Raw genomic sequence first — 25,607 nt, 5'->3', positions numbered from 1 at the left:
TGATTGCCCGCCCGCAGCCCGGCCGTTCAGGATGAGCGTTCAGGACGACATGACGCCCACGACGCCCGAATCCGTCCCCGCGGCGATCCGCGGTCCGCGCCGGCTCCTGAGCCGGATTCGCGACCTCATGGCCGCCCAGGAGGACGCGCAGAAGCGCCTCGACCGGCTCACGGACATCATCGCCGAGGAGACCGGCTCGGCGGTGTGCTCGATCTATCTGGTCCGGCCTTCGGGGGCGCTCGAGCTGTCGGCCACGCACGGCCTGAAGCCCGAGGCGGTGCACTCCGTGCGCCTGCGCCCCGACGAGGGCCTCGTCGGTCTGGTCGCCCGTTCGGCGCGGCCGCTGCCCGTCGAGGACGCGCCGGCCCATCCGAGCTTCTCCTACAAGGCCGAGACCGGCGAGGAGCCCTTCCGCAGCTTCGTCGGCGTGCCGATCCTGCGCGGCGGCCGCCTGGTGGGCGTTCTGACCACCCAGACTCGCGCCAAGCGGCCGACCACCGAGGAGGAGATCGAGACCCTCCAGACGGTCGCCATGCTGCTCGCCGAGATCGTCGTCTCCGGCGATCTCGTCTCCGCCGAGGCCTTCTCGGGCCTCGAGCTCAAGCCGTCGCGGCCGGAGCGCTTCCAGGGCATGGCCCTGTCGCCGGGCGTCGCCGTCGGCCGGGCGGTGATGCACGAGCCCCACGTGATGAGCGCGCGCATGGTCGCCGAGGACGCCGAGGCCGAGGAGGCCCGGCTCGACCTCGCCATCGCGCGGCTGCGCCAGTCCGTCGACGCGCTGCTCAATTCGGGCCGCGTGCCGATCGGCACGCCGAGCCGGGAGGTGCTCGAGGCCTACCGGATGTTCGCCCAGGACCGCGGCTGGCTGGCCCAGCTGCATGAAGCGGTGCGCTCGGGCCTGACCGCCGAGGCCGCCGTCGAGCGCGTGCGCAACGAGCACCGCGCCCGCCTGATGAAGGCGCGCGACCAGCATTTCCGCGAGCGCCTGCACGATCTCGAGGACCTCGCCAACCGGCTGCTGCGCCATCTCGAGGAGGAGCATAACGGCGGGCCGCTGGCGCTGCCCGACGACGCCGTCCTGATCGCGCGCTCGGTAGGGCCCGCCGAGCTGCTCGAGTTCGACCGGACGAAGCTGCTCGCCGTGGCGCTGGAGGAGGGCTCGCCGACGAGCCACGCCGCCATCGTCGCCAAAGCGCTCAACATTCCCATGGTCGGCCAGGTCGAGGGTGCGCTCGACCGCATCGAGGAAGGCGACCCGGTCATCGTCGACGGCGAGTTCGGACTCCTGCACGCCCGCCCGTCCGCGGAGGTTTCGGAGGTCTATGACGAGCGCGTCGCCAGCCTCGCCGAGCGCCGGCGCGCCTACGCCCAGGTGCGCGGCGAACCGGCGACGACGAAGGACGGCGCCCGCCTCGAGCTGCACATGAACGCCGGCCTGCTCGTCGAGCTGACCCGGCTGGCCGAGACCGGCGCCGACGGCATCGGCCTGTTCCGGACCGAGTTCCAGTTCATGGTCTCCGACACGCTGCCGCGGCTGCAGGCCCAGATGGATCTCTACCGGTCGGTCTACGACGCCGCCGAGGGCAAGCCCGTCGTGTTCCGCACGCTCGATCTCGGCGGCGACAAGGTCACGCCCTACACGCCGTCGATGCGCGAGCCCAACCCGGCGCTCGGCTGGCGGGCCCTGCGCATGGGCCTCGATCGGCCGGGGCTGACCCGATACCAGCTGCGCGCGCTGGTGCGCGCCTCGGCGGGGCGGGATCTGCGCGTGCTGTTTCCGATGATCGCCGCGACGAGCGAGCTCGCCGCCGCCCGCGACATGCTCGACGAGGAGCTCGACTTCGCCGCGCGCCACGGCCACGAGCCGCCCGCCAGCGTGCAGGCGGGCATGATGCTCGAGACGCCGGCGATCGCGTTCGCCCCGGACGCCTGTCTCGAGATCGCCGACTTCGTCGCGGTCGGCGCCAACGATCTCATGCAGTACTTCTTCGCCGCCGACCGGCAGAACCCGCGCGTCTCGAATCGCTACGACGTCCTGGCGCCGGCGCCGCTCTCGCTGCTGAAGTCCGTGCGCGAGGCCTGCGCCCGCCACGACACGCCCGTCTCGGTGTGCGGCGAGATCGCCGGCCGTCCGCTCGAGGCCTGCGTGCTGACCGCGCTGGGCTACCGCAATTACTCGATGGCCGCGGCCAGCATCGGGCCGATCAAGCGCGCGCTGGCCGGGCTCGACGCCGGCCGTCTCGGCGCCTGGCTTGAATCGGCCATCGCCGAGCCCGAGGACGTCCGCGGTCCCGGCCTGCGGGCTCGCCTGCTGGAGGCTGCTGAAACTGCGGGTTTGCCTTTGGAGATTATTGATAAAACCGTGCGAGTCTGATTGGATGAGCTTGCGCTGCGGCGAAAATGTCACACGCAGCGTCGAGGGACCGGGGGGCGCGGTACGAGCGCGGAGATGACCAACGCTTTGAGCGGGTCTACGGAAATGGGTTACGTGCCGGTCGACGCGGCGTTCGCTGACGCCCCGCCGCCGGATTCGGTCGCGGCCAGCCTCGGCGAGCGCCTCAGACAGGCGCGTCTGAAATCCGACCTCACCCTGGATTCGGCGGCCGCGCGCACGCGCATCAAGCGGGACTATCTCGAAGCGCTCGAGACGATGGATCCGCGCGGTCTGCCCTCGCGCGCCTACGCCATCGGCTATCTCAGGACGTACGCGGCCTTTCTCGGGCTCGACACCGCCGCGATCGTCGACCAGTTCAAGCAGGAAGTCGAATGCGAGTCCGGCCGCGCCCAGCCGACCTCGCCGAAGCAGAGACGCGAGATCAAGCTGCCGCGCGGCCTGATCGGCGCGGTGCTTATACTCGGCGGCGTCATCGGCGCGGCGAGCTGGTACGGCTCCCACGTCACGCGCACCGAGGCGTTCGCCGGCGCGCCCGACCCCGTCGACGCCATGCTGTCCGAGCCGCGCCCGATGGTGGAGGCGTCCGCCGCGCCGGAGCCGGCGCGGATCTGGTCGGCGCTGCCCGAGCCTGACGGCGGCGCCTTCGTGCTGGAAGCGACCGCGCCGGCCCTGCTCGAGGTGCGCGACGCCTCCGGCCGGATCCTGTTCTCGCGCGAGATGACTCCCGGCGAACGCTACCGCGCGCCCGACGAGCCCGGCCTGACGGTGTCGACCGACGACGCCGGGGCGATCTCGGTGCGCGCCGGCGCCAGCCTGCTCGGCGCGATCGGCGAGCCGGGCGAGACGGTGGAGAACATCTCCGCGTCGGATTTCGTCATCACCGCGCTGTCCGAAGTCGAGCGCGACGGCTGAGCCGGGGTCGCGCCGCGGCGCGTTCGGGCCTATATCCGGCGTGAACGACAACCGGCGTCTGCAGGTCTTTCATGGCGATCGAGGAACACACGAAAGTCCGGCCCTGGCGGGCCATCGACCGGCGCAGGAGCCGCCGGATCCATGTCGGGCCGGTCGCCGTGGGCGGCGATGCGCCGATCTCCGTCCAGTCCATGACCAACACGCCGACGGCGGATGCGGCTGCGACGATCGAACAGATCACGCGCCTCGCCGACGCCGGCGCGGACATCGTGCGCGTGTCCTGTCCCGACACGGACTCGACGGCGGCGTTTTCCGAGATCGCGAAGGCCTCGCCGGTCCCGCTCGTCGCCGACATCCACTTCCACTACAAGCGCGGGATCGAGGCCGCCGAGGCCGGCGCGGCGTGCCTCAGGATCAATCCGGGCAATATCGGCTCGATGGACCGCGTCCGCGAGGTCGTCTCCGCGGCGCGCAACAATGGTTGCTCGATCCGCATCGGCGTCAACGCGGGCTCGCTCGAGCGCGACCTGCTCGAGAAGTACGGCGAGCCGTGCCCCGAGGCGATGGTCGAGAGCGCGCTCAACCATGCGCGCATCCTCGATGATCTCGATTTCCGCGAGTACAAGATCTCGGTGAAGGCCTCCGATGTCTTCCTCACCGTGGCCGCCTACCAGGCGCTCGCCGAGGCGACCGACGCGCCGCTGCATCTGGGCGTCACCGAGGCCGGAGGCCTGAGGACCGGCGGCGTGAAGTCGGCCCTCGGGCTCGGCAATCTCCTGTGGGCGGGCATCGGCGACACGATCCGCGTCTCGCTCTCGGCCGACCCGGTCGAGGAGGTGAAGGTCGGCTACGACATCCTCAAATCGCTGGGGCTGCGCACGCGGGGCGTGAACATCATCGCGTGTCCCTCCTGCGCCCGGCAGGGCTTTGACGTCATCAAGACCGTCGAGATCCTCGAACAGCGCCTCGAGCACGTCTCCGAGCCGATCTCGCTGTCGATCATCGGCTGCGTGGTCAACGGTCCGGGCGAGGCCGCCTACACCGATCTCGGCTTCACCGGCGGGGGCAAGGGCGCGGGCATGCTCTACTTCGCCGGCGCCGCCGACGAGAAGGTCTCCAACGAGGAGATGATCGAGCGCATCGTCGACGCCGTCGAGGACAAGGCCGCGAAGATGAAGGCCGAGCGCGAGGCCGCCGAGAAGTCGGCGGCGGAGTAGGGGACAAGGGCGGCATGACGAAGATCACCCTCTACGGCCTGAAGAACTGCGATACGTGCAAGAAGGCGATGAAGGCGCTCGATGCGGCCGGCCGCGCCTGCGACTTCGTCGATATCCGCGCCGAGGCCGACCTCGCCGCGCGGGTCCCGGCCTGGCTCGAGGCCGTCGATGCGAACACGCTGATCAACACGCGCTCGACGACCTGGCGCGGGCTCGACGAGGCCGAGCGCGCCCGGGCGCAATCCGACCCCGCCGGCCTGCTGGCCGAGCACCCGACCCTGGTCAAGCGGCCGGTGATCGAGGCCGACGGAACGGTGAGCGTCGGCTGGACGGACGCCGTCCGTGAACGCCTCGGCGCGTGAGCGTTTCTCGACGCCGCGGCGATGGGCGTTGGCGCGTTCCGCAATCCCGGATAAGCAGACTCCCATGATGAAGCCGCTGTGCGTCTATTGCGGCTCGCACACGGGCGAGTCCGCCCTTTTCGCCGAGGCCGCCGAGGCGATCGGCCGCGCGCTCGCCGAACGCGGGATCGCGCTGGTCTATGGCGGCGGCCAGGTCGGGCTGATGGGGCTGGCCGCCGACGCCTGCCTCGACGCCGGCGGGCATGTGATCGGGGTGATCCCCGACTTCCTCCACAGGAAGGAGATCGCCCATCCGCGCGTGCCCGACATGCGCATCGTCACCTCGATGCACGAGCGCAAGCAGATCATGTCCGATCTCGCCGGCGGCTTCCTCGCGCTGCCCGGCGGCATCGGCACGATGGAGGAGCTGTTCGAGGCCTGGACCTGGTCGCAGCTCGGCCGGCACGCCAAGCCGGTCGGCCTGCTCAATGTCGGCGGTTATTTCGACGGGCTGCTGACCTTCCTCGACACCATGCGGTCCGAGGGCTTCATCGCCGAGAAGCACCGCGACATGCTGCTCGTGGGCGACGGGATCGACGCCCTGCTCGACCGGCTTGAGGCGTACGAGCACCCCGGCGCGATCGACCATCTGACGCGCGAGCAGACCTAGCCGCGGGCGTTCGCGCGAAGGTGATTGGCCAGCCAGGGTTGTTCCGGCAGCCCGCGTCCCGTGTCCAGCCTGTCGGCTATGGCCAGCCCCGCTTCGCGGTGGCAAAGCGCGGCGCTCTCCAGTTCCAGCCGCAGCCGGCGCACGGCGTATGTTTCGACCGACTCGCCCTCTGCCGGCGGCAGGCGCGAAAGAGTGAACATTGACAACGCCTCGCCGTTCTCCGCCGCCTGCTCCAGCCAAGGGCGCGCGCGCTCAAGGTCCTGCTCCTGGTCCAAATATCCGTACGTGAGGGCGGCGCCGACCTCGGTCATGGCCGGCGGGTAACCGCCTTCGGCGGCGCGCTGAATCCACTCGAAGGCTTCACCTTCATCCTCCACTTCCCCGAAGGCTGCGATCGAGTAGCCGAGATTGAACTGGGCGCGCGGATTGCCCGCCTCCGCCTGCGCGATGAGGTGCTCCGACGGCCCGTTTTCCGCGTCCCAGCGTTCCTCGAGCGACTCGGCGGGAACAAAGCTGTGAGTGTGTTCGTAGTCCGCCACCGTGCATTGGCCTGCGCTTTCCAGAAGCGGGGCGAGGCTTGGGTCAAATGCGGGCTCGGCTTCGGCCGGGACTTCGAAGAATGTCGGCGGCGGCTCAGTGTTGTTCGCGGCTTTGACCAGCTCGACGAGCTCCTCCATCACCGGATCCATCTCAACTGCTTCCTCCGGCGCCTCGGCGCCGTCGGCCGGGACCTTGGCGCCGTCGGCGGCGGTCTCGGCGGTCGTCGGTTCCAGCAAGGCGATGACATGGGCCGCGCCCACCCCGGCGACGGCGACCAGAGCTGCGGTCAGCAGCCACTTGAACAGCGACATGATCCCCTCCACCCCAAGTGGCGAAATCCTCGTTCGTCTTCGCCGATCAGGCAAGCCCGGGGCGGGGCGGCCGACGCTGCGCCTTCCATAAACGCCCGCTCCGGCTTATCTCACCCCCATGCATATCCAGGACTCCCGACTCGACCAGGTCATCGACCGCTTCGACGAGATCGAGGCCCGGCTCGGCGCCACCGCCGACGCCGACGAGATCGTGCGCCTGTCGAAGGAGCACGCCGAGCTGAAGAAGGTCGCCGACAAGGCGAAGGCGCTGAAAGCCGCGCGGTCCGATCTCGCCGAGGCCGAGGCGATCATCGAGGACGGCTCGGACGCCGACATGACCGCGCTCGCCCGCGAGGAGCGCGAAGAGATTCGCGAGCGTATCCCGCAGCTCGAGGAGGAGCTGCAGCTGCTGCTCCTGCCCAAGGACAAGGACGATGACGCCAGCGTCATGCTCGAGATCCGCGCCGGCACGGGCGGCGACGAGGCCGCGCTGTTCGCCGGCGACCTGTTCCGCATGTACGAGCGCTATGCGGCCGATCACGGCTGGACGGTCGAGGTGGTCTCGGCGTCGGAATCCGAAGCGGGCGGCTACAAGGAGATCATCGCCAGCGTCTCGGGGACGGGCGTGTTCGGCCGGCTGAAATACGAGTCCGGCGTTCATCGCGTCCAGCGCGTGCCCGAGACCGAGTCCGGCGGGCGCATCCACACCAGCGCGGCGACGGTGGCCGTCCTGCCCGAACCCGAGGACGTCGACATCGAGGTTCGCGACGAGGACATCCGCGTCGACACGATGCGCGCCTCCGGCGCCGGCGGCCAGCACGTCAACAAGACCGATTCGGCGGTGCGCATGACGCACATCCCGACCGGCATCGTCGTGCTCTCGCAGGAGAAGTCGCAGCACCAGAACCGGGCGCGCGCCCTGCAGGTGCTCAAGGCCCGGCTCTACGAGAAGGAGCGCGCCGAGATGGACGCCGCCCGCGCGGCCGAGCGCAAGGGCCAGGTCGGCTCGGGCGACCGCTCCGAGCGCATCCGTACCTACAACTTCCCGCAGGGCCGGGTGACCGACCACCGCATCAATCTCACCCTCTACAAGCTCGACCAGATCGTCTCCGGCGAGGCGCTCGACGAGGTGATCGACGCGCTGATCGCCGAGGATCAGGCCGCCAAGCTGGCGGCGATGGAGGAAGAAGGCGCGTGAGCCGGACCCTGCGTGACGCCGTCGATTCGGCGAGCGTGCGGCTCGCCGCCGCCGGGATCGGGGACGCCGTCGACGACGCCCGGCGTCTCCTGCAGCAGGCGACCGGGCTCGACCGGGCCGGCCTGATCGCCGACGACGGCCGGGTCCTGAGCGAAGACGAGGCGGCCGCTTTCGAAGCGCTTCTCGCCCGCCGGCTCGCCCGCGAGCCGATGTCGCAGATCCTGGGGACGAAGGCGTTCTGGACCCTCGACCTCGCCGTCACGCCCGACGTGCTCACCCCGCGGGCCGACACCGAGACGGTTGTCGAGGCGGCGCTGAGCGAGCTCGCATCGCGCTTCGCCAATATCCCCCCACCCCGACCCTCCCCCAGGGGGGAGGGAGCCTTGCGGCGTGCGGCGCAAACACCTGACGCCGATCGGCCGGCGGAGCGTTCCCCCTCCCCTCGAGGGGAGGGACGGGGTGGGGTGGGGTGGAAGAACGCCCCGGTCCGCATCCTCGATATCGGGACCGGATCGGGCGCGATCCTTCTGGCGCTGCTGAGCGAGCTGCCGAACGCGACCGGGATCGGGACGGATTCCTCGCCGGAAGCGCTCGCCGTCGCCCGCGAAAACGCCGAAGCTTGCGGGCTCGCCGCCCGCGCGGAACTCATCGAGACCGACTGGGCCGACGGCGTGGAGGGCCCGTTCGACCTCGTCGTCTCCAATCCGCCTTATATCGCGACCGCCGTCATCGACGCGCTCGAGCCCGAGGTGCGCGATCACGAGCCGCGCGCCGCCCTCGACGGCGGGCCGGACGGGCTCGCGGCCTATCCCGGCCTGTTCGACGCGGCGCGGGCGCTGCTCGCGCCGGGCGGGGCGGCGGTGTTCGAGATCGGCTGGGACCAGGGCGCGCAAGCCGCCGCGCTTGCGGAGGCCGCCGGCGCCGCCCATATACGCCTTCAACGCGATCTCGCCGGCCGCGACCGGGCGCTTGTCTTGAGCTTTCTCTAACCAAGTCTTGCGTTCGTCTGCAGAAAAAGGGTTGGAATCGCCCGGCGGATAAGGCTAGGTTGCGAAACGAACTCAGCAGCCGCGGCGCGCCACAGGGGGCTGTCGCAGCATTCAGGCGGACGCCGCTGCTGACGGATCGGTCCTCACGATTTGCACTTTGGGCTCGCAGGCGACTGCGGCTCGTGCATGCGAAAGGCCCTCATTTCAGGGCGACGCGGCGAAGGACCGAACATGAACGCCGAGAGAGGTCAGGTTCATACCATGAAGCGCCAACGCGGCCGCGGACGGAAGTCCGGAAATCAGGGCAATCGCTCGTTCGAGAGCAACGGCCCGGACGTGAAGGTTCGGGGCAACGCCTCGCATATCCACGACAAGTATCTGCAGCTGGCGCGCGACGCGATGTCGTCGGGCGACCGGGTGATGGCCGAGAACTACTATCAGCACGCCGAGCATTACCTCCGCGTGATGCAGGCCAATCAGCCCAAGCGCGACGAAAACAGCGCCGAGGACGGCGCCGATCAGCGCGGCGGCCAGCAGAAGCAGCAGGGCCAGCAAGACCAGCCGAACGGCGGCGGGCGCGACGATCGCGGCCGGGGCCGCGGCGACGGCAAGGCCGAGGCGGCCCAGTCCGGCGACGGCAAGGCCGACGGCCGCTCGCGTCGCGGCGGACGCTCCAAGCGCGCCAATGGCGGCGAGGGCGGTGATCCGCTCCAGGTCGTCACCCCGGAAGGCTCCGACGACGAGGACGGCGAGGGCCAGTCCGCCGGGGCGGAGTCGGAGAAGCCCAAGCGCCGCGCGCGCAAGCCGCGCACCGACGCCGCCGCCGAGGAGGCGCTCAAGAAGGCTTCCGGCTCCGACGACGACAAGGACTCCGGCGACAAGGACACCGCCGCGGCCTGATCGCCTGCACGAACCGAGCGATTCCTGAACCGCCGGCTCCGCGCGAGCCGGCGGTTTTTGTTTGCGCGGACGCGATGTCGCACCCGAAAATGCCCCGACGCCGGGCGTGGTCACTTGTGTGACAGTTGCGCCACACCTACATCGAGGCTGAACCGCCGGGCGCGGCGCGCTTCGAGCAAGGCGCCCGCCCGGCACACGTCTCGCTGAAGCTCCCAGGGGGCGCATAGATGGATTTCGAGAAGTTCACCGACCGCGCGCGGTCGGTCATCCAGGCCGCGCAGAACGCGGCGCTCAAGAATAAGCACCAGCAGTTCACGCCCGAGCACATGCTCAAGGCGCTGCTCGACGACGAGACCGGTCTGGCCGCCAACCTGATCCAGGCCGCCGGCGCGCGGCCCGACCAGGTCGCCGACCTGACGAAACGGGCCGTCGAGGCGCTGCCCCAGGTCGAGGGCGGCTCCGGCCAGCTCTATCTCGCGCCGAAGACCGCCGAGGTGTTCTCCACCGCCGAAGAGGCCGCGAAGAAGGCCGGCGACGAGTATGTCGCCGCCGAGCGCCTGCTGCAGGCGTTGTCGATCACCACCGGGACGAAGCCCGCCGAGATCTTCAAGCAGGCCGGCCTCACGCCCCAGGCGCTCAACGAGGCGATCAACGCTCTCCGGCAGGGCCGCACCGCGGACAGCCAGTCGGCCGAGGAAGGCTATGACGCGCTCAAGAAGTACGCGACGGACCTCACCGAGGCCGCCCGCGCGGGCAAGCTCGACCCGGTCATCGGCCGCGACGAGGAGATCCGCCGCACCGTCCAGGTGCTGTCGCGGCGCACCAAGAACAATCCCGTGCTGATCGGCGAGCCCGGCGTGGGCAAGACCGCCATCACCGAGGGCCTGGCGCTTCGTATCGTCGACGGCGACGTGCCCGAAAGCCTGGCCGACAAGCGCCTGCTCGCCCTCGACATGGGCGCGCTGATCGCGGGGGCGAAATATCGCGGCGAGTTCGAGGAGCGCCTGAAGGCGGTGCTGTCCGAAATCGAGGCCGCCGAGGGCAAGGTCATCCTGTTCATCGACGAGATGCACACGCTCGTCGGCGCCGGCAAGACGGACGGGGCGATGGACGCCTCGAACCTGCTCAAGCCGGCGCTCGCGCGCGGCGAGCTGCACTGCATCGGCGCGACGACGCTCGACGAGTACCGCAAGCACGTGGAGAAGGACGCCGCGCTGGCGCGGCGCTTCCAGCCCGTCTTCGTCGACGAGCCGAGCGTGGAGGACACCGTGTCCATCCTGCGCGGGCTCAAGGAGAAGTACGAGGTCCACCACGGGGTGCGCATCTCCGACAGCGCGATCGTGGCCGCCGCGACGCTGTCCAACCGCTACATCACCGACCGCTTCCTGCCGGACAAGGCGATCGACCTGATGGACGAGGCCGCCGCGCGGCTGCGCATGCAGGTCGATTCCAAGCCCGAGGAGCTCGACGAGCTCGACCGGCGCATCATCCAGCTCAAGATCGAGGCCGAGGCGCTCAAGAAGGAGAAGGACGACGCCTCGAAGGCGCGGCTGGAGACGCTCAACAAGGAGCTCTCGGAGCTCGAGAGCCGCTCGGCCGAACTGACCGCGGCCTGGCGCGCCGAGAAGGACAAGCTCGCTTCGGCCACCGAGATCAAGGAGCAGCTCGACCGGCTGCGCGCCGAGCTCGCCGACGCCGAGCGCCGGGGCGATCTCGCCAAGGCCTCCGAGATCAAGTACGGCCAGATCCCCGACCTGGAGCAGCGCATCGCCGCGGCCGAGGCCGCCGACGACGCGGCCGCCGACGGCGACGGCAAGGCCCACATGGTCAAGGAGCGCGTCGACGACGAGCAGATCGCCTCGGTGGTCTCGCGCTGGACCGGCATTCCCGTGGAGAAGATGCTCGAGGGCGAGCGCGAGAAGCTGCTCAAGATGGAGGACGGCCTGCGCGCGCGCGTCGTCGGCCAGGAGGAGGCGCTCGCCGCCGTCTCCGACGCCGTGCGCCGGTCCCGCGCCGGGCTGAAGGATCCGAACCGGCCGATGGGCTCCTTCCTGTTTCTCGGCCCGACGGGCGTGGGCAAGACCGAGCTCACCAAGGCGCTGGCCGAGTTCCTGTTCGACGATGAAACCGCCATCACCCGGCTCGACATGTCCGAGTACATGGAGAAGCACGCCGTCAGCCGCATGATCGGCGCGCCGCCGGGCTATGTCGGCTACGAGGAGGGCGGCGCGCTCACCGAGAGCGTGCGGCGCCGGCCCTACCAGGTGATCCTGTTCGACGAGGTCGAGAAGGCCCACCACGACGTCTTCAACGTGCTGCTGCAGGTGCTCGACGACGGCCGGCTGACCGACGGTCAGGGCCGCACGGTCGATTTCCGCAACACGCTGATCATCATGACGTCGAACCTGGGCTCGGAATTCCTGCTGTCGGGCGATGTCGAGAATGCGCGCGACCAGGTGATGGACGCCGTGCGCGGCGCCTTCCGGCCGGAATTCCTCAACCGGATCGACGAGACCATCCTGTTCCGCCGCCTCGAGGAGGACCAGATGACGGCGATTGTCGACATCCAGGTCGCCCGGCTCGCCGAGCTGCTGGAGGATCGGCGCATGACGATCGAGCTCGACGCCGCCGCCCGCGAGTGGCTGGCCAAGAAGGGCTACGATCCGGCCTACGGCGCGCGGCCGCTCAAGCGCGTGATCCAGAAGGAGCTGCAGGACCCGATCGCGCGGCTCATCCTGGAGGGCGATCTCGAGGACGGCGACAAGATCAGGGTCTCGACCGAGGCCGGCCTGCTCACCGTCAACGGCAAGCCGGTGGGACGCGACTCCCGGCCGCCGCTCGAGGCCGTGATCCAGTAGCGATCCCTGCGACGCCCCGGCTTCGGCCGGGGCGTTTCGCTATCTAGCGGCCGACCGCGCGCATGCTCGCTTCGCTGTAGCGTTCGCCTTCGACCGCTTCGGGCGGCACGGCGGCCTCGAGCCGGGCGGCGTCGGCGTCGCTCAGCGCCACGTCCAGCGCGCCGACATTCTCCTCAAGCCGGGCGATCTTCCGCGTGCCCGGGATCGGGACGACATTGTCGCGGCGCAGCAGCCAGGCCAGCGCGATCTGGGCGGGCGTGACGTTTTTCTCGCCGGCGATCGCCGCGACCTGGTCGGCGAGCGCGACATTGTGAGCGAGCGCGTCGCCGGAGAAACGCGGGAAGTTGCCGGTGCGGCGCAGGTCGGTCTCGGCCAGGTCCTCCGCCGAACGGATCGCCCCGGTCAGCAGGCCCCGGCCCAGCGGCGAATAGGCGACGAAGGCCGAGCCGGTCTCCTCGCAGGCGGCGAGCATGCCGTCCTCCGGGTCCCGGGTGGTCAGCGAGTACTCGCTCTGCACCGCGCTGACGGGGAACACGGCGCAGGCGCGCTTCAGCGTTTCCGGGCTCACCTCGCTCAGCCCCGCTGCGCGGATCTTGCCCTCGCGGGCGAGGTCGGCGAGCGCGCCCATCGAGTCCTCGACCGGCGTCACGCCGTCGAGGCGGTGCAGATAGTAGAGATCGATGGTCTCGACGCCGAGCCGGGCCAGCGACGCCTCGCAGGCCTGCTTGATATAGCTCGGCGATGTGTCGACCCCGGCCAGCGCGCCGTTTCCGTCGCGCCGTATCCCGCACTTCGATGCGATCACGATGTCGTCGCGGCGATCGGCGGCGAAGCGTCCGACCAGCCGCTCGTTCTCGCCCTGGCCGTACATGTCGGCGGTGTCGAAGAAATTCACGCCGAGTTCGAGCGCGCGCGCCATCACCGCGAACGAATCCGCGTCGTCCGACGGCGGGCCGTAGAATTCCGACATGCCCATGCAGCCGAGGCCGAGGCGCGAGACCGGGCGGTCGACGCCCGTCATCTGGAGATGCTTCATGGCGAGCTCCGTTCGCTGGGGGACGCGACTCCTAGCATGGCGCCGGCGGCGTCCGCATCGACAATCAGGGTCTGTCCGGCGTCGCGTCCCCGCATTAGCCTCGCCGGTCCAGCCAACCGCCGGAGCCGCTCATGCCCGCCCCCTTCTCGGACGTCCTCGCGAAAGACGACCGCACGCCGTTCGAGGAGGTCTTCGAGTTCGAGGCCGGCGGGGCGACGCATCCCGTGCTCGTCTCCGGGGCGGGGCCGGGGGTCATCCTGATGCACGAGCTGCCGGGCTTCGTGCCCGAGTTCTGGCGGCTGGCCCGCTGGATCGAGGCCGCCGGCTTCCGCGTCTACGCGCCCGCGCTCTATGACGGGCCGGGCACGCCGCTCGAGGAGCTCCACCAGCTGCACGGCCGCGTCGGCGGGATGGCGCGCGCCTGCGTCAGCCGCGAGATCCGCCTGTTCGCCAAATCCGGCGGCAGTCCGGTCTCCGACTGGCTGCGCGCGCTCGCCCGGCATGTCCACGCCGAGCGCGGCGGACCGGGCGTCGCCGCGGTGGGGCTGTGCCTGACGGGCAATTTCGCCTGGTCGGTCGCCGTCGATCCGAGCGTCCGGGCCGCCGTCGCCGGCGAACCGGCGCTGCCGTTCAACGAAGCCGGCTCCATCCATCTCCAGCCCGAGGAGGCCGAGGCGCTGTCGAAGCGCGAGGACCTGAAGGTGATGGCGCTGCGCTTCGACGGCGATCCGTCCTGCAAGGCGGAGCGCTTCGCCGCCCTGAAAGACCTGCTCGGCGACCGGCTGGAGACCCGGGTGCTCCCCGACAGCGCGCAGAACCCTCACGGCAATCCGTTTCCCCACGCCGTGCTCACCAAGGACCTCATCGCCGCCGACGGCGAGCCGACCTTCGAGGCCGCCCGCGACGTGCTGGGATTTCTCACCGAGCGGCTGAAGTAAGGAAGTTCGTAAGACGACCCTCGTCCTTCGAGACGCCCCGATCCCCTCATCCTGAGGAGCGAGCAAAGCGAGCGTCTCGAAGGACGGGGATCGGGGCCCTCAGGATGAGGGCCGCTTGTTCCATCGCCTCCGGGGCCCGGTGTCCCTTCTCCGGCGCCCGCACTGAAGAATCGGAAACCTTGCGATATCGGCTCGGTCCTCGGGCGCGCCCGACAAGTCAACCACCCCACCCCATCCCTCCCGTCGAGGGGAGGGAGTCAGGTTGCGGCGGGCGCCGGTGTCTGCGGACGAACGGATGCGAGCGCGCCCTCCCTCCCCCTCCGTGGGGAGGGTGGACGGACCGAAGGTCCGGCCGGGTGGGGGCTTTCTTGCCTGAAACCCGGCCGATCCCCGGACTTGGTCCGGGGGAGAGCCGGGGCCTCCGGGAGAGCAATCGCCGGGAGGTCCCGGATAGCCGCTGCGCGGCTTCCGGGAATTCAATCAGCCATCGATCGGGAAGCGTTCCGCCGCCTACTCGCTCGCGTCGCCGCCGCGGCGGGTCGCGGGCGGGTCGCGCCGCTCGGCCACGAGAAGCGGCGGCAGGCCGTCCTCGGGCGAGGGCTCGGACGTCGCGTCCGGCGCGGCGTCGCGGATGGCGAGGATGCGGTCGCGCTCGGCCTCGAACAGCGGCAGTTCCTCGTCCTCGAGCGTGCGCCCGGTCGGCAGGTCGAGCTGCATGGGATTGACCGGATCGCCGTTGAGATGGACCTCGTAATGCAGGTGCGGACCGGTCGAGCGCCCGGTCGTGCCGACATAGCCGATGGTCTGGCCCTGCTGGACCCGCGCGCCCGAGCGAACGCCGCGCGCGAAGCCCTGCATGTGGGCGTACGCGGTCTTGTAGCCGTTCGAGTGGCGGATCCGGACATAGTTGCCGAACGAGCCGTAGCGGTTGGCGCGCTCCACCACGCCGTGGCCGGCGGCCATGATCGGCGTGCCGCGCGGCGCGGCGAAGTCGGTGCCGTTATGGCGACGATTGGTCTGCAGGACCGGGTGGAAGCGCATGCCGAAATGCGACGACAGGCGGGCGCCGTTGATCGGCGTCATCATCAGCATGCGCCGGGCGCTCTCGCCCTCGGCGGTGTAGTAGCCGATCTCGCCGTCGGGCGTCTCGTAGCGGAAATACTCCAGCGGCTCGCCGCGGCCGTCGAAGGCCAGATAGAGGATGTCGCCGGTGCGCGCGACCTCGCCCTGGGGATCGACGAAGCGCTCGAAGACGACATCGAACGTGTCGCCGGGATAGATGGCGCGGAAATCCACCGCGAAGCCGAGCACCTTGGCGGCCTCGACGACGATGCGGTCGGTCGCGCCGGCGTCGATCGCGGAGAGATAGAGGCTCGAATCGACCTCGCCGTCGGCGCGGACCAGCTCGCGTTCGAAGCTGACGATCGCCTCGCGGGCGCGGAACGCGTCGCCGTGGCGCGCCACGGTCAGCGTGCGGTCGGCGTCGGGACGGAAGGACAGGCCGGCCAGCCGCGTTCCGTCCTCCTCGCCGGGCTCGAAATACAGCGTCAGGTCCTGGCCGGCGCGCAGGTCGCGGGCGGGAAACAGCGGATCGAGCGCGGCGATGGCGCGGGCGGCCTCGACCCGTCCGGCGCCCGCGTTATCGAGTACGCTGGCGAAGGTCTGGCCCCGGCGCACGGTGACGGATCGCTGATCGACGGCGGGCCGGCAGTCGGCGCAGCCGGTGAAGACCTCGTGCTCGGCGCGCACGAGCGCGCGGCCCGACAGCAGGGGCTCGGGCTCGGGCGCGCTGCGTTCGGTCTCGGCGACGACGCGCTCGGCGGCCGGGTCGGGCGCGGCGGCCTCGGCGTCGCTGCTCGAGCGCGGCACGCGCGAGATCAGCAGACCCGTCAGAACCAGCAGGGCGAGACCGAGCGTGCCGAAAAAGGTCAGGGCGCGGGAGCGACGGGCGTCTGCCAGGCGGACGTCGAAACCGGACATGATGAGAGCGATTCCCTTCTCGCTTCGCGCCGGCGGGCTCGCCCCCGAATTACGCGCCGGGCCTGTCGAAGCAACTAGCAGGCCGCGACGGGCGAGTCCGCAAGGCCGCGCAGCGCTGCATGCGTCATGTTGACCTGCGCCACCACCCTTGCCAAGGGCCGTTAATCTCTCGTGAATATGAGGTGTTCGGCCGAAAGGTCCAGCCTCGGCCCGAATCCGGGCCCGGAGTAGTCTCTTGAAGACCGCGCTTCTCATCGCCGTCCTCGGCGCTTTCCTTGTCGTATCGATCCTGTTCGCCGCGCGCGCCTGGGTCGGCGTCGACACCCAGATGAGCGGGCATGGCTGGGTCGCGCTCGTGATCGGCGCCGTGCTCAGCCTGCTCGTCGGCGGCGGGCTGATGGCGCTGGTGTTCTTCTCCAGCCGCCGGGGCTGGGACGACATCGACCGCGATCTCTGACGTTAACGTTTTCACCGTCGAGAATCGGCTAGAGAGTCGGGCATGAGCGACACGAACACTCCCACCGCCGCCGATCTCGCCGCACTTCTGTGCGCGCGTCTGTGCCACGATCTCGTCAGCCCGGTGAGCGCGCTCGGCGCGGCGCTGAGCGTTTTCGACGACGAAAACGCCGTCGACATGCGCGACGACGCCGTCGAACTCATGCGCACCGGCGCCCGGCAGGCGCAGGCCAAGCTGGAGTACGCCCGGCTGGCGTTCGGTGCTGCGGGATCGAAACCCGGCGTCATCGAGATGGCCGAAATCCGGCGCCTCGCCGATGCGATGTTCGGCGACCACAAGCCCGAGCTGGTCTGGAAGGACGAGGCCGACGGACTCGACAAGCCGGCCGCGCGCGTCCTGCTCAACCTGATCTGGCTCGGCGTCGACGCCGCGCCGCGCGGCGGCACGGTGACGATCGAGGCGAAGACCCAGTCCGACGGCGGCGCGCGGCTGCGCCTGGTCGCCGCGGGCCCGAAAGTGCGTCTCGACCCGGCCTATGGCGAGGCGCTCGAGGGCCGCGCGCCGGAGAACGGCTATGACGGCCGCTCGATCCAGCCCTACTACGCCGGTCTGATCGCCCGCGAGTTCGGCGGTCGCGCCAGCGCCCACGCCGACGAGGAGCGCGTCGAGTTCACCGCGCTGCTGGCTCCGGGCGCCGCGCAGGCGGCATAAGTAAATAACAGGCCTGCCCAACCTTCCGTTAACTGTCCGCGTGAAAGTCTGAATCCGACCGCTGCATGCTGCGCTCGGGGGACGACTCATGGACGAGTTGATCGGCGAATTCATCGCGGAGACGTCGGAAAGTCTCGACACAATCGACTCCGAACTCGTGAAGTTCGAGTCCGACCCGACCGACCGCGCCACGCTCGACAACATTTTCCGGCTTCTGCACACCATCAAGGGAACGTGCGGATTCCTCGGCCTGACGCGGCTGGAGGCGCTCGCCCACGCCGGCGAGACGCTGCTCGGCAAGTTCCGCGACGGCGAGCTGGTCGCCGACAGCGCGGCGGTGACGCTGGTGCTGCAGTCGCTCGACCGCACCAAGGAGATCATGAACGCGCTGGAGTCGACCGGGCAGGAGCCCGAAGGCGCGGATCGCGATCTGATCGACCAGCTCGAGCAGCGCGCCGCCGGCGAGGCCCCGGCCGCGCCGGCCGAAACGCCCCCTTCTGAAACCGCCGCGCCCGCTGACGAAGCGTCCGAAGATCCCGCGCCTGAAGCGGCCGCCGACGACGGCGCCGAGGCCGAAGGCTATGACTCCGATCTCGGACGCGAGCTGCGGCCGGGCGAAGTCTCGCTCGCCGATCTCGAAGCGGCCTTCGCCGCCGCCGAGGGCCCGGAGATCGAGACCGGCGAGGCGGCCGTGGAAGACGATGAGGGGCCCGAGGCCGAACCCGCGCCGGCCGCGGCGGCGCCGGCCGAGCCCGCGACCGCCGCTGCGGCGAATGCGTCCGAGGCCGAACCGGCGAAGCCCGAGGCGGGCGGGGAGCCGGCGCGCGTCCAGTCCACGATCCGGGTCAATGTCGACGTGCTCGAGAGCCTGATGACGACGGTCTCCGAGCTCGTTCTGGCGCGCAACCAGATGCACCAGATCGTGCGCGACACCGAGGACTCGAGCCTGAAGACGCCGCTCCAGCGGCTGTCCTCGGTGACCAGCGAGCTGCAGGACAGCGTCATGAAGACGCGCATGCAGCCCGTCGGCGACGCCTGGCGCAAGCTGCCGCGCATCGTCCGCGACATCGCCCAGGATCTCGACAAGAAGATCGACCTCGTCATGGAAGGCGAGGACACCGAGCTCGACCGCCAGGTGCTCGAGCTGATCAAGGATCCGCTCACCCACATGGTGCGCAATTCCGCCGACCACGGCCTGGAGTCGTCGGACCGGCGAAAGGAGGCGGGCAAGCGCGAGACCGGCACGATCCGGCTGTCGGCCTATCACGAGGGCGGGGCGATCATCATCAAGATCGCCGACGACGGCGCCGGGCTGGACACCGACAAGATCCGCACGAAGGTGATCGAGAAGGGCATCGCCGGCGAGGCCGAGCTGGCCACGATGAGCGAGGCGCAGATCCAGCGCTTCATCTTCGCGCCGGGCTTCTCCACCGCCTCCCAGGTGACGAACTTCTCGGGCCGCGGCGTCGGCATGGACGTCGTGCGCACCAATATCGAGCAGATCGGCGGTTCGATCGATCTGCAGTCCGAGAAGGGCAAGGGCACGACCTTCTCGATCAAGATTCCGCTGACGCTGGCGATCGTGTCGGCGCTCATCGTCAAGGTGGGCGACGCGCGCTTCGCCGCGCCGCAGCTGGCGGTGCGCGAGCTCATTCGCGTCGGCGCCGGCTCCGAGACGGCCGTCGAGACGCTCAACGGCGCGCGCATGATCCGCTCGCGCGACCGCCTCCTGCCCGTGGTCACGCTCAACGAGGTGCTCGGCCTGTCCGAGGCCGCGGCCGAGGGAGAAGACGAGTCCGGCGTCTCGGGCTACGTGATCGTGCTCGAAGCGGCGGGCCGCAAGATCGGCCTCGTCGTCGACGACGTCCTCGACACCGAGGAGATCGTGGTCAAGCCGCTCTCGGGCGCGCTGCGCGACATCAACGCCTATTCCGGGGCGACCCTGCTCGGCGACGGCTCGGTGATCATGATCCTCGATCCCAACGGCATCGCCCAGGAGATCGCCCACACCGACGAGGAAGCCTCCGACGAGGCGGTCGCCGAGACCGCTGCGAGCAGCGATCCGTCGCGCCAGCGCTTGCTGCTGGTCCGCGCCGGCGGCGAGGAGCCCAAGGCGGTGCCCGTCAGCCTGATCACGCGGCTGGAGGAGTTCGACGCCTCGACCATCGAGATCGCCGACGGCCGCCATGTCGTCCAGTACCGCGACCGGCTGCTGCCGCTGGCCCACGCCGCCGAGGCGGGCGCGTTCAAGACGGAGGGCCGCCAGCCGGTCCTGGTCTTCGTCGAGGACGGCAAGTCGGCCGGCGTCGCCGTCGACGAGATCCTCGACGTGGTCGAGGAGAGCCTGGACCTGGAGATGGGCTCCGAGCGGCCGGGCGTGATCGGCTCGGCCATCGTCAAGGAGAAGGCCACCGAGGTGATCGACGTCGCCTGGCACATGGAGCGCGCCTGGGCGGGGACGCCGCAGCGCAGCGCCGCCGCCAGCGCCGATCGCCGCGCCGTGCTGCTGGTCGAGGCCGACGCTTTCGCCCGGCGCATGATGGCCCCGCTGCTGGCCGCGGCGGGCTATGACGTCACCGTCGCCAGCGGCCTGCACGAAGCCAAGGACGCCGCCCGGATGGGCGCGCAATACGGCGCGATCGTGGGCGACCCGGCCGCCCTCGCCAAGCTCGCCGAGGACGGCTTCTGGACCGACGTGCCGCGCCTCGGCGTCAGCGAACAGGCCGGCTACGGCGCCGGCGTCGGGGGGCTCGCCGCCGTGCTGCGGCCCGGCGACCGGGGCGCCCTGATCGCCGCGCTCGACAAGGCCGCCGAAACCGCCGGACGCGACGCGGCGTGAAGGAGACGACGATGAGCAACGACTCTACATTCGAGTACGTCACCGTCCGCATCGGCGACCAGCTCTTCGGCGCGGCCGTCGCCGAGATCCGGGAGGTGTTCTCGCCGCAGGGCGTCACGGAGGTGCCCCGCGCGCCGGCGGAAATCGCCGGCCTGCTCAACCTCCGGGGCCGCATCGTGACCGCAATCGACGCGCGCCGCCGCCTCGGCCTGCCGCCGCGCGAGCCCGACGCGTCCTGCATGGCGCTCGGTCTCGAGCTCGGCTCGGAGCTCTACGGGGTGCTCGTCGACGAGGTCGGCGAGGTGATGCGACTCAAGCCGGAAAGCATGGAGCCCACGCCGGCCCATCTCGACGCGGACTGGCGGGCGCTGGTGACGGGCGTCCACCGGCTGGAGGGCGAGCTGCTCGCCATCCTCGACCTGAATGCGTTGATCGCGGGCAATGTCGCCGCGACGGCGGCCTAGGAGAACGGCGCGATGAAAACCTGTCTCGTGGTCGACGACAGCCGCGTGATCCGGAAGGTCGCGCGCAAGATCATGGAGGATCTGGGCTTCGCCTGCGAAGAGGCCGCCGACGGCCAGGAGGCGCTGGATCAGTGCCGCAAGGCCATGCCCGACGCCATCCTGCTCGACTGGAACATGCCGGTGATGAACGGGCTCGACTTCCTGATCACGCTTCGCGGCGAGGAAAACGGGAACAAGCCGGTCGTCGTGTTCTGCACGACGGAGAACGACATCTCCCACATCACGCAGGCGCTGCGCGCCGGCGCGGACGAGTACGTGATGAAGCCGTTCGACAGCGACATCATCGAGTCGAAATTCGCCGAAGTGGGCCTGGTCTGAAAGGCGGAACGCACGTGAGCGCAGCCCTGTCTTCCCGCGACGCGGCCCGGGCCGGCGGCCGCAAGCCCCGGGTTCTGGTGGTCGACGATTCCGCAGTGGTGCGCGGCCTGGTCGCGCGCTGGATCGAGGCCGATCATCGCCTCGACCTCGCCGCCACCTGCGCCGACGGCGAGATCGGCGTGCGCAAGGCCGGCGAGCTGCAGCCCGACCTCGTCGTGCTCGATATCGAGATGCCCCGGATGGACGGGCTCACCGCGCTGCCGCTCATCCTCAAGGCGGCCCCGCACGCCCGGGTCGTCATGGCCTCGACGCTCACGCGCAACGGGGCGGAGATCACGCTGCGCGCGCTGTCGCTGGGCGCGGCCGACTACGCGCCCAAGCCCGAGGCCGGCCGGGTCTCCGGCGCCGAGGCGTATCGCGAGGAATTGCTCGCCAAGCTCGCCGCGCTCAGTCCGCAGGCCGAAGCCGCGCGGCCGTCCCCGGCGGCGGCCGCGCCTGCGCCGCGCCCCGCCGCCGCGCCGCGGCCGGGCCGCGCCGAGCTCGTCGCGATCGGCTCGTCGACCGGCGGGCCGCAGGCGCTGCGCGAGCTGGTCGTCGCCCTGCCAAAGGACGCCCGCGCGCCGGTCGTGATCGCCCAGCACATGCCCAAGCTGTTCACCGCGATCCTGGCCGAGCACCTCACCAAGGCCGGCCTGCCGGCCTCGGAGGCCGCCGACGGCGAGGCCCTGCAGAGCGGGCGCGTCTATATCGCGCCGGGGGACTATCACATGACGATCAGCGGCGGGCCGGGCGCCTTCATCGCCCGGCTCGACCAGTCGCCGCCGGTGAATTTCTGCCGGCCGGCCGTCGATCCGCTGTTCGCGAGCTGCGCCAAGGCCGCCGGCCGCGGGCTGGTCGCCGCCGTGCTCACCGGCATGGGCCATGACGGCCGCGACGGCGCGCGCCAGGTGCGCGAGGCCGGAGGGGTCGTCATCGCCCAGGACCGCGCGACAAGCGTCGTGTGGGGCATGCCCGGCGCGATCGCCGAGGCCGGCCTCGCCGACGCGATCCTGCCCATCGCGGACATCGGCCCGGAAATCGCCCGGCGCATGAAAGGAGAGGCGTGACCATGTTGCCCGAGGCGAAATTCGACTTCCTCGCCGAAGACGTGAAGAAGCGATCGGGGCTGATCCTCGGTCCCGAGAAGGGCTATCTCGTCGAGAGCCGGCTCTCGCCGCTGGCCCGCCAGGAAGGCGCGCCCGGCGTCGAGGCGCTCGTCGACTCGATGATGCGCGGCGACGAGCGCATCGCCGCGGCCGTGGCCGAGGCGCTGGCCACTCACGAGACCTTCTTCTTCCGCGACAAGACGCCGTTCGACACGTTCGAACAGGTCATCGCGCCGGCGCTCAAGACCGCCCGGGCGGGCAAGCGGCTGCGCATCTGGTGCGCGGCGGCCTCGACCGGCCAGGAGCCCTACTCGCTGGCCATGCTGATCGACGAGCTCGCCGGGATCGACGCCGAGATCCTCGCCACCGATCTCTGCCCGTCCGTGCTCGAGAAGGCCAAGGCGGGGCTGTACAGCCAGTTCGAGGTCCAGCGCGGCCTGTCGGTCCAGCGCCTGGTGAAGCATTTCGAGCAGGCCGGGGAGAGCTGGCGCATCAGCCCGGAGCTGCGCCAGAAGATCCGCTTCGAGGTCGGCAATCTGCTCGACGATTTCAGCCGCTACGGCCGCCAGGACGTCATCTTCTGCCGCAACGTGCTGATCTATTTCGACATCAAGACCAAGGCCGAGATTCTCGAGCGGCTGTCGAACCAGCTCGCCGACGACGGCTATCTCATCCTCGGCGCCGCCGAGACCGTCGTGGGTCTGACCGACACGCTCAAGCCGGTGCCGGGCCAGCGCGGCCTCTACGCCAAGCCGGAGGCGGTGAAGGTCGCCGCGGCCTAACCCTCCGGTTCGCGACTCACCTCGAAACGCTCCAGCGCAATCCGCGGCAGGTCCCAGTCCGGCGCCAGCGCTGCGGCGCGCCGGTAGTCGGCGTAGGCGGCGGGATAATCCTCCAGCCATTCATGGGCGCGCGCCCGGTTGTAACGGACGAGATGCGGCTCGGCCGGCTCGAGCGCCAGCGCCCGGTTGAAATCCGCGACCGCCGCGTGCGGCCGGCGGGCGGCGAGATGAACCACGCCGCGATTGGCGTAGACCTCGGCCAGGTCGGGCGCGAGTTCGGCGGCCCGGTCGTGAGCGGCCAGGGCCGCGTCCAGCCGGCCGGCCCGGCGCAGCAGGATCCCCAGATTGACCTGCGTCGCGGCGCGGTCGCGCATGCTCAACCCGCCGCCCGACAGCGCCTCGCGGCAGGTGCGCACGGAGCTCGCCCGCCCGTCCATGTCGGTCTCGGCGAGCTCGAAACAGGCCTGCGCCTCGCTGGAGCCCAGGACGGTGCGCGACTCCGCCTGGGCGGCGAGGACGAGGGCGACAAGCGCGATCAGCTGGGTCATGGCGGCGCTCCGTTGCGGCCACGCGTCCCCCGAGCCGGGACACTCTACCGCGCTCGGCCCCCGAACGCGAAAAGCCCCGGCGGGAGAGCGCCGGGGCTTCGCGTGGTCGGGACAGGACTTCCCGCTATGGCCGGGCGGTCAGGCCGCGCCGGCGGTCTTTGCCTCGGCCGGGTCGCGCAGCACGCAGCCAGGGCGAAGCCATCGCTCCCCCGGCGCTGATGCACGCCTGATTTCATAGGGGGCTCCCGCATATGATCGCGGAGCTTCGAGCGTCCTTCGCCGGGATTGCAGAGACAATCGATCGGGCGTGAGGCTTGCTGCGATGCGAAGACGGGAAGCGCTACTCAGAGCCGGGCGTCTCGTGATCATAGCTCAGCACGCGGGCCAGCAGCCATCCTTCGCCGTCGAGGAGCCAGAGATGGGTGAAGCGCGCCGTACTGGTCAGCGGGGCGTCCTCACTGCGGCCGAGATAAAACGCATGCTCGCCGGTCTGGATTGCTCCATAGAGCTCGCCATTCCGGTAGAGGGGGTGGACCTCCACGCTGGCTTGATCGAGACGGCGGATGGGTTTCTCGTCACCGCTGGCGCTGCAGATATTGCGGCGCATGGCCTCGAGGAAAGGCTCGGGGCCGAAACTCGGACCGGCCAGGTCGTGATAGAATTCCAGGTCCTCGGCCAGGATCGCGGCGAGCGGGGCGAGGCGGCAATGATTGAAGCCGTCCTCGAACAGGATCCGGTCATGCGCAAGGATTTGCCGCTCGATCTCGGCATGGTTCGACTCATGGACCTGGGCGCCGGCCGGCGCGAGCGGCATGATCATCAGGGCCAGCAGGCCTGCCAGAAGCCTTCCCATCAGTCCTGCTCGCTCGCGGCCGTCGCCTCCATGCCCGCCTGCATGCGCAGAAGGGCGTGATAGGCGGCGTTGGACGGGTAGAGCACCTCGGTCACACGCGCGATCACCTTGCCGCCATTGGCCCCGTTGGTGAGGATCACCGCCCCGGTTCCGCTTGCCTCATCGAACCAGGCTAGCGCCCGCTCGCCGGCATCGGCGCCGCCATGCTGGACGACGCGATGGCCGGGATATTCGAAGATCTCCCAGCCCAGGCCGAAGCCGACGGCCGTGGGGCAGTGAGCGTCGGGAAGGGGGCAGCCGTCTTCGATCACGTTCTGCGCGATGGCGAAGCGCTGTTCGAACAGCTCGTCGCTCAGCCCCTCGCCGGTCATCACGGCCGTGACGAAGCCGGCATAGTCTTCCAGCGTGGTGGTCAGATTGTCCGCGCCGCTCCAGCCGGGCATTGGCGTCGGATCGAGCCGATCACCGGCCTCGTCATGGGGATGAGCGAGCCGGGACGCGTCTTCGGCGCGCGGGGTATAGGAACTGTCATCCATGCCCAGCGGGGTGAGCACGGTTTGATCGGCAAGCTCCGGAAAGGGCGTGTGCATCGCCGCCTCGGCGAAGCGCCCAAGATAGGTGTAGCCCTCGCCCGAATAGCCTGTGGCCGTTCCCGGCGCTGACTGAAAGCTGAGCGTGCCGCCGGTCTGGCTGCGCCAGTTGGCGAACCCTGTCTGGTGGACCAGCGCGATGCGCGGCGTCAGCGCCTCGAGATGGGGATCGCCGGCGAGGTCCGGATCGACATAGTGATCGGCCATCGCCCGGTCGAGGTCGATATCGCCCCCTGCCGCCAGGCGCAGAACCACTTCGGCGGTCACCGGCTTGGTCAGCGAGGCGACGTTCCACACCGTGTCAGGTCCGACCGGCGCGCCTTGCGACCGTTCGCCGGCCGTCAGCGTCCAGACGATGTCACCGTCCTCGATGTAGGCCACGGCCGCTCCGGGCACGTCGTAGGCGGCGAGCCAGCCGGGCAGGGCGGCTTCGAGCTCGGCGCGCGGATCGGCGGAACTTGCCGGCGCGCCGGCGACGGAGATCGAAGCGAGAATTGTCAAAAACATGATCTGAAAAAGGACTCCCTGCTGATCACGCGGGGTTAGAGCGTCCAA

General features: G+C 70.2%; 23 protein-coding genes. 17 read left to right on the top strand and 6 right to left on the bottom strand.

Translation table 11 applies throughout. The annotated features are described in order from the left end of the window. Positions 1–31 precede the first annotated feature (31 nt). The 5 genes from ptsP (at position 32) to DDZ18_RS11410 (ending at position 5,535) form a co-directional block, all read left to right on the top strand. The gene (ptsP, locus tag DDZ18_RS11430) at positions 32–2,374 is read left to right on the top strand and encodes a phosphoenolpyruvate--protein phosphotransferase (RefSeq protein ID WP_233245818.1); all 2,343 of its coding nucleotides are present in this window, start codon (positions 32–34) and stop codon (positions 2,372–2,374) included. Positions 2,375–2,449: 75 nt separating this feature from the next. Continuing rightward, complete coding sequence (locus DDZ18_RS11425) at positions 2,450–3,307, top strand: helix-turn-helix domain-containing protein (protein ID WP_109253521.1); 858 nt, start codon at positions 2,450–2,452, stop codon at positions 3,305–3,307. A gap of 71 nt (positions 3,308–3,378) precedes the next feature. Next, positions 3,379–4,524 carry a flavodoxin-dependent (E)-4-hydroxy-3-methylbut-2-enyl-diphosphate synthase gene (gene ispG / locus DDZ18_RS11420; protein WP_109253520.1) on the top strand — a complete coding sequence of 382 codons (1,146 nt, stop codon included), beginning with the start codon at positions 3,379–3,381 and terminating at the stop codon, positions 4,522–4,524. A 14-nt stretch (positions 4,525–4,538) separates the two neighbouring features. Continuing rightward, positions 4,539–4,886, top strand: coding sequence for an ArsC/Spx/MgsR family protein (locus tag DDZ18_RS11415; RefSeq protein ID WP_199241153.1), 348 nt, complete (start codon positions 4,539–4,541; stop codon positions 4,884–4,886). 67 nt (positions 4,887–4,953) lie between these two features. Continuing rightward, entirely contained in the window at positions 4,954–5,535 is a 582-nt protein-coding gene (locus DDZ18_RS11410; protein WP_199241157.1) for an LOG family protein, read from the top strand. Here DDZ18_RS11410 and DDZ18_RS11405 read toward each other — a convergent pair. Then, positions 5,532–6,386, bottom strand: coding sequence for a tetratricopeptide repeat protein (locus DDZ18_RS11405; RefSeq protein ID WP_109253518.1), 855 nt, complete (start codon positions 6,384–6,386; stop codon positions 5,532–5,534). The two genes, DDZ18_RS11410 and DDZ18_RS11405, sit on opposite strands and share 4 nt — an antisense overlap. A 118-nt stretch (positions 6,387–6,504) precedes the next feature. Here DDZ18_RS11405 and prfA point away from each other — a divergent pair, with 118 nt between their 5' ends. The 4 genes from prfA (at position 6,505) to clpB (ending at position 12,331) form a co-directional block, all read left to right on the top strand. Beyond that, positions 6,505–7,584 carry a peptide chain release factor 1 gene (gene prfA / locus DDZ18_RS11400; protein ID WP_109253517.1) on the top strand — a complete coding sequence of 360 codons (1,080 nt, stop codon included), beginning with the start codon at positions 6,505–6,507 and terminating at the stop codon, positions 7,582–7,584. Further along, positions 7,581–8,573, top strand: a complete 993-nt coding sequence (locus tag DDZ18_RS11395; RefSeq protein WP_158272144.1) for a N5-glutamine methyltransferase family protein — start codon at positions 7,581–7,583, stop codon at positions 8,571–8,573. Before prfA ends, DDZ18_RS11395 begins: the two co-directional genes overlap by 4 nt. A gap of 261 nt (positions 8,574–8,834) precedes the next feature. Next, positions 8,835–9,473, top strand: a complete 639-nt coding sequence (locus tag DDZ18_RS11390; RefSeq protein WP_109253516.1) for a DUF4167 domain-containing protein — start codon at positions 8,835–8,837, stop codon at positions 9,471–9,473. 227 nt (positions 9,474–9,700) lie between these two features. Continuing rightward, entirely contained in the window at positions 9,701–12,331 is a 2,631-nt protein-coding gene (gene clpB, locus DDZ18_RS11385; protein WP_109253515.1) for an ATP-dependent chaperone ClpB, read from the top strand. 43 nt (positions 12,332–12,374) lie between these two features. On the opposite strand, the gene DDZ18_RS11380 is transcribed toward clpB, so the two are convergent. After that, positions 12,375–13,367, bottom strand: coding sequence for an aldo/keto reductase (locus tag DDZ18_RS11380; protein WP_109253514.1), 993 nt, complete (start codon positions 13,365–13,367; stop codon positions 12,375–12,377). 131 nt (positions 13,368–13,498) lie between these two features. On the opposite strand from DDZ18_RS11380, the gene DDZ18_RS11375 reads away from it, so the two are divergent. Continuing rightward, positions 13,499–14,305, top strand: a complete 807-nt coding sequence (locus tag DDZ18_RS11375; protein ID WP_109253513.1) for a dienelactone hydrolase family protein — start codon at positions 13,499–13,501, stop codon at positions 14,303–14,305. A 510-nt stretch (positions 14,306–14,815) separates the two neighbouring features. On the opposite strand, the gene DDZ18_RS11370 is transcribed toward DDZ18_RS11375, so the two are convergent. Then, entirely contained in the window at positions 14,816–16,285 is a 1,470-nt protein-coding gene (locus DDZ18_RS11370) for a M23 family metallopeptidase (RefSeq protein WP_109253512.1), read from the bottom strand. 235 nt (positions 16,286–16,520) lie between these two features. Here DDZ18_RS11370 and DDZ18_RS11365 point away from each other — a divergent pair, with 235 nt between their 5' ends. The 7 genes from DDZ18_RS11365 (at position 16,521) to DDZ18_RS11335 (ending at position 23,061) form a co-directional block, all read left to right on the top strand. Further along, positions 16,521–16,742: a hypothetical protein gene (locus DDZ18_RS11365; protein ID WP_109253511.1), complete on the top strand. Its 222-nt coding sequence runs from the start codon at positions 16,521–16,523 to the stop codon at positions 16,740–16,742. Positions 16,743–16,784: 42 nt separating this feature from the next. Further along, entirely contained in the window at positions 16,785–17,453 is a 669-nt protein-coding gene (gene chpT / locus DDZ18_RS11360) for a histidine phosphotransferase ChpT (protein ID WP_109253510.1), read from the top strand. Between the two features lie 88 nt (positions 17,454–17,541). Then, positions 17,542–20,292, top strand: a complete 2,751-nt coding sequence (locus tag DDZ18_RS11355) for a chemotaxis protein CheA (RefSeq protein ID WP_109253509.1) — start codon at positions 17,542–17,544, stop codon at positions 20,290–20,292. A gap of 11 nt (positions 20,293–20,303) precedes the next feature. Continuing rightward, positions 20,304–20,756 carry a chemotaxis protein CheW gene (locus tag DDZ18_RS11350; protein ID WP_109253508.1) on the top strand — a complete coding sequence of 151 codons (453 nt, stop codon included), beginning with the start codon at positions 20,304–20,306 and terminating at the stop codon, positions 20,754–20,756. A 12-nt stretch (positions 20,757–20,768) separates the two neighbouring features. Next, complete coding sequence (locus DDZ18_RS11345) at positions 20,769–21,134, top strand: response regulator (RefSeq protein ID WP_109253507.1); 366 nt, start codon at positions 20,769–20,771, stop codon at positions 21,132–21,134. 14 nt (positions 21,135–21,148) lie between these two features. Further along, complete coding sequence (locus DDZ18_RS11340) at positions 21,149–22,240, top strand: protein-glutamate methylesterase/protein-glutamine glutaminase (RefSeq protein ID WP_233245817.1); 1,092 nt, start codon at positions 21,149–21,151, stop codon at positions 22,238–22,240. Between the two features lie 2 nt (positions 22,241–22,242). Further along, positions 22,243–23,061, top strand: a complete 819-nt coding sequence (locus tag DDZ18_RS11335; RefSeq protein WP_109253506.1) for a CheR family methyltransferase — start codon at positions 22,243–22,245, stop codon at positions 23,059–23,061. On the opposite strand, the gene DDZ18_RS11330 is transcribed toward DDZ18_RS11335, so the two are convergent. The 3 genes from DDZ18_RS11330 to DDZ18_RS11320 form a co-directional block, all read right to left on the bottom strand. Continuing rightward, positions 23,058–23,609 (bottom strand): tetratricopeptide repeat protein, encoded by a 552-nt coding sequence (locus DDZ18_RS11330; RefSeq protein ID WP_109253505.1) that lies wholly within the window; start codon positions 23,607–23,609, stop codon positions 23,058–23,060. The genes DDZ18_RS11335 and DDZ18_RS11330 overlap by 4 nt on opposite strands. A 340-nt stretch (positions 23,610–23,949) precedes the next feature. Beyond that, positions 23,950–24,462 (bottom strand): nuclear transport factor 2 family protein, encoded by a 513-nt coding sequence (locus DDZ18_RS11325; protein ID WP_109253504.1) that lies wholly within the window; start codon positions 24,460–24,462, stop codon positions 23,950–23,952. Further along, entirely contained in the window at positions 24,462–25,559 is a 1,098-nt protein-coding gene (locus DDZ18_RS11320; RefSeq protein ID WP_109253503.1) for a serine hydrolase domain-containing protein, read from the bottom strand. The genes DDZ18_RS11325 and DDZ18_RS11320 overlap by 1 nt, the downstream gene beginning before the upstream one ends. Positions 25,560–25,607: the final 48 nt, after the last annotated feature.

It is taken from the genome of Marinicauda salina (assembly GCF_003122085.1).
GTDB classification, from domain to species: Bacteria; Pseudomonadota; Alphaproteobacteria; order Caulobacterales; family Maricaulaceae; genus Maricicauda_A; species Maricicauda_A salina.
This window is presented reverse-complemented; position numbering and strand designations above follow the sequence as displayed.

Bases quoted from the DNA above. Each gene is read 5' to 3' on its own strand.
- ptsP (WP_233245818.1), top strand. From the start codon at position 32: ATGAGCGTTCAGGACGACATGACGCCCACGACGCCCGAATCCGTCCCC.
- DDZ18_RS11425 (WP_109253521.1), top strand. From the start codon at position 2,450: ATGACCAACGCTTTGAGCGGGTCTACGGAAATGGGTTACGTGCCGGTC.
- ispG (WP_109253520.1), top strand. From the start codon at position 3,379: ATGGCGATCGAGGAACACACGAAAGTCCGGCCCTGGCGGGCCATCGAC.
- DDZ18_RS11415 (WP_199241153.1), top strand. From the start codon at position 4,539: ATGACGAAGATCACCCTCTACGGCCTGAAGAACTGCGATACGTGCAAG.
- DDZ18_RS11410 (WP_199241157.1), top strand. From the start codon at position 4,954: ATGAAGCCGCTGTGCGTCTATTGCGGCTCGCACACGGGCGAGTCCGCC.
- DDZ18_RS11405 (WP_109253518.1), bottom strand. From the start codon at position 6,386: ATGTCGCTGTTCAAGTGGCTGCTGACCGCAGCTCTGGTCGCCGTCGCC.
- prfA (WP_109253517.1), top strand. From the start codon at position 6,505: ATGCATATCCAGGACTCCCGACTCGACCAGGTCATCGACCGCTTCGAC.
- DDZ18_RS11390 (WP_109253516.1), top strand. From the start codon at position 8,835: ATGAAGCGCCAACGCGGCCGCGGACGGAAGTCCGGAAATCAGGGCAAT.
- clpB (WP_109253515.1), top strand. From the start codon at position 9,701: ATGGATTTCGAGAAGTTCACCGACCGCGCGCGGTCGGTCATCCAGGCC.
- DDZ18_RS11380 (WP_109253514.1), bottom strand. From the start codon at position 13,367: ATGAAGCATCTCCAGATGACGGGCGTCGACCGCCCGGTCTCGCGCCTC.
- DDZ18_RS11375 (WP_109253513.1), top strand. From the start codon at position 13,499: ATGCCCGCCCCCTTCTCGGACGTCCTCGCGAAAGACGACCGCACGCCG.
- DDZ18_RS11370 (WP_109253512.1), bottom strand. From the start codon at position 16,285: ATGTCCGGTTTCGACGTCCGCCTGGCAGACGCCCGTCGCTCCCGCGCC.
- chpT (WP_109253510.1), top strand. From the start codon at position 16,785: ATGAGCGACACGAACACTCCCACCGCCGCCGATCTCGCCGCACTTCTG.
- DDZ18_RS11355 (WP_109253509.1), top strand. From the start codon at position 17,542: ATGGACGAGTTGATCGGCGAATTCATCGCGGAGACGTCGGAAAGTCTC.
- DDZ18_RS11350 (WP_109253508.1), top strand. From the start codon at position 20,304: ATGAGCAACGACTCTACATTCGAGTACGTCACCGTCCGCATCGGCGAC.
- DDZ18_RS11345 (WP_109253507.1), top strand. From the start codon at position 20,769: ATGAAAACCTGTCTCGTGGTCGACGACAGCCGCGTGATCCGGAAGGTC.
- DDZ18_RS11335 (WP_109253506.1), top strand. From the start codon at position 22,243: ATGTTGCCCGAGGCGAAATTCGACTTCCTCGCCGAAGACGTGAAGAAG.
- DDZ18_RS11330 (WP_109253505.1), bottom strand. From the start codon at position 23,609: ATGACCCAGCTGATCGCGCTTGTCGCCCTCGTCCTCGCCGCCCAGGCG.
- DDZ18_RS11325 (WP_109253504.1), bottom strand. From the start codon at position 24,462: ATGGGAAGGCTTCTGGCAGGCCTGCTGGCCCTGATGATCATGCCGCTC.
- DDZ18_RS11320 (WP_109253503.1), bottom strand. From the start codon at position 25,559: ATGTTTTTGACAATTCTCGCTTCGATCTCCGTCGCCGGCGCGCCGGCA.